Genomic DNA, 2,728 nt, shown 5'->3' on the forward strand with positions numbered 1-2,728 from the left:
CCGCCAACTCGTCGGCGTCGAGCCCCTGCGCCCCGTACCCCTCCCGGCACGTCCCGCAGAAGCACAGCGACATCAGGTAGGTCCCGGCGTCCCCGAGAGCGACCCCACCGGTCTTGTCGTGCGCGTGGAGGTGAGGGAGCCCGTACCAGCCCAGCGACTCCAGCTCCGTGCCCCGCGCCCCCGGCCGCACGGCCGCCTCGACGGCCAGATCCACCAGGTACTCCCGGGTCTCCGGCTGCGCGATACACGGCGCCCACGCGTACCGGTCGCCGTAGGCGTTGACCACGGACGTGTCCGGGAACTCGGCGCCCAGCCGGGAGTTGTGCGCGAGCACGACCCAGGTGTGCACCTCCAGACCGGCGGCCGCCAGCGCCTCGGCCGCCTCGCCGTACGCGTCGCCGGGCGCCCACTCCCCGGCGGTGTACGGCCGCAGCCGCCGCCCCGACCACCGCGCCTCCTGGGGCGGGTACAGCACGGCGGCGTGCTCGGCCGTGACGATCCGGTGCCGGGGGTGCCGGGGCGTGAGCGCGCGCGTGGAGTGGTACGCGGAGGCGAGCGTCGCCTGCCGCACCCCGAGTCCCGCGATGAACTCCCCGGCCGCCGGGTCCCCGTTGACGTCCCAGGGGTAGACGAACGCCGACGCCTTCACATGTCCTCCTCTAGGAGTCGAGCAGCGCGTACCCGCGCTCGATGAGTTGCGCGAGCTGCTTGACATGGTCCTCGGTCGGTTCGTGCAGCGGGGGCCGCACCTCCCCGACGTCGAGTCCGCGCATCCGTACCCCGGCCTTCACCAGGGACACCGCGTAGCCACGCCCCTGGGCGCGCAGTTCGACGAACGGCCGGTAGAAGCCGTCCAGCAGGCGCTCGGCCGTGGCGTCGTCGCCCTCGTTGAACGCCTTGTGGAAGGCGAGGGCGATCTCCGGTGCGAAGCAGAACACCGCGGACGAGTACAGGGTGATGCCGATGCCCCGGTACGCGAGCCCCGTCAGTTCGGCCGTCGGCAGGCCGTTGAAGTACAGGAACTCGCCCAGGCCCTCGCTGCGTACGGCGCTCACAATGCGCTGCATCAGGTCCAGGTCGCCGAGGCCGTCCTTGAAGCCGATGACGCCTTCCGTGCGGGCGAGTTCGACCGCCGTCTCGGGCGTGAAGACGGCGTTGTCGCGCTGGTAGACGATCACCGGGAGCGCCGTCGCCGCCGCCAGTTCGCGGTAGTGCCGCAGCAGGCCCTCCTGCGCCGCCTGCACGAGGTACGGCGGCATGGCGAGCAGCCCGTCGGCCCCGGCCTCCTCGGCGAGCCGCGCGTACCGTACGGCGAGCGCGGTGCCGTACCCCGCGCCCGCCACGACCGGCACCCGGCCCGCGGTCTCCTCGACGGCGGCGCGGACGCACGCCTGGAACTCCTCGGGCGCGAGCGCGTGGAACTCGCCCGTGCCGCAGCACGCGAAGACGGCGGCGGCACCGGCGTCGACACCCTGGCGGACGTGCGTGCGGAACGCGTCCAGGTCGACCGCGCCGTCCGGGCCGTAGGCCGTGACGGGGAAGAACAGCGGCCCGCTGGGGATGGTGAGCCGGGCGGCGAGGGGGGCTGAGGTCACGGGCTCTCCCAAGTCCATGTCTCTGAAGGCTGAATCTCTAGGGTCTACGTCTCTGATCAGTGTCCATATTTCTGAACTCGCCCACGCTAAGCCGCCCCCTTCGGGCCGGTCAAGCGCGGCAACCCGTAACACACCAGCGGATTCACCGGGTTCGCGTCCCCCTTGACGCACGTGACCAGGACTCCTTAGCGTGTCCACGAATGTGAATACCGTACGCACATGCGCACATCCGGTGATTCAAGGAGACCGAGGATGCCCGCCGCCCGCACCGCTCCCCGCACCGTTCTGCTCACCGGCGCCGCCGGCGGCCTCGGCACCCTCATGCGGGAGCTGCTCCCGGAGTACGGCTACACGCTCCGCCTCCTCGACGTCCGGCCCGTCGAGGGCGAGCCCGACGCGATCACGGCGGACCTCGCCGACCGGGACGCCCTGCGGGAGGCCGTCCGGGGCGTCGACGCGATCATCCACCTCGCGGGCATCTCCCTGGAAGCCCCCTTCGAGAAGATCCTCAAGGCGAACATCGAGGGGACGTACAACCTGTACGAGGCCGCCCGCGAGGAGGGCGTCCAGCGGATCGTCTTCGCCTCCTCCAACCACGCCGTCGGCTTCACCCCCCGACCCCAGGGCGACGACCCCCTGATCCCGGTCGACACCCCGCGCCGCCCCGACACCTTCTACGGCCTGTCCAAGTCCTTCGGCGAGGACCTGGCCCAGTTCTACTGGGACAAGCACGACCTGGAGACCGTGTCCGTACGCATCGGCTCCTGCTTCAGGGAGCCGTCGAGCGTACGCATGCTGTCGGTCTGGATGAGCCCCGAGGACGGCGCCCGTCTGTTCCACGCCGCGCTGACAGCCCAGGGCGTCGAGCACACCGTCGTGTACGGCTCCTCCGCGAACACCCGCCTGTGGTGGGACCTCACCACCGCCCGCGCCCTCGGGTACGAGCCGCAGGACGACTCCGAGTCGTTCGCCGAGAAGCTGATCGCGGAGCAGGGCGAGCTGGACCCGGAAAACGTGGCGCACGCCTACCTCGGCGGCCCCTTCGTGAGCGAACCGCCGATCTGGCCGTACTGACGCGGCGATCGACTGTCTCTACGACAGCTCTTCACGGCAGCGGGCGGGCACCGAACCTG

Annotated in this window: 2 protein-coding genes and 1 pseudogene; 1 reads left to right on the forward strand and 2 read right to left on the reverse strand. The window is 71.3% G+C overall.

Annotated features, from left to right (window positions below):
• Nucleotides 1–649, reverse strand: a pseudogene (locus FNH08_RS48455) (hypothetical protein); the annotation flags it as partial.
• A 10-nt stretch (nucleotides 650–659) separates the two neighbouring features.
• Nucleotides 660–1,595 (reverse strand): 5-dehydro-4-deoxyglucarate dehydratase, encoded by a 936-nt coding sequence (locus tag FNH08_RS48460; RefSeq protein WP_322726621.1) that lies wholly within the window; start codon nucleotides 1,593–1,595, stop codon nucleotides 660–662.
• 252 nt (nucleotides 1,596–1,847) lie between these two features.
• Here FNH08_RS48460 and FNH08_RS48465 point away from each other — a divergent pair, with 252 nt between their 5' ends.
• The gene (locus FNH08_RS48465; RefSeq protein ID WP_152778271.1) at nucleotides 1,848–2,669 is read left to right on the forward strand and encodes an NAD-dependent epimerase/dehydratase family protein; all 822 of its coding nucleotides are present in this window, start codon (nucleotides 1,848–1,850) and stop codon (nucleotides 2,667–2,669) included.
• Nucleotides 2,670–2,728: the final 59 nt, after the last annotated feature.

It is taken from the genome of Streptomyces spongiae (assembly GCF_009377185.1).
GTDB lineage: Bacteria > Actinomycetota > Actinomycetes > Streptomycetales > Streptomycetaceae > Streptomyces > Streptomyces spongiae.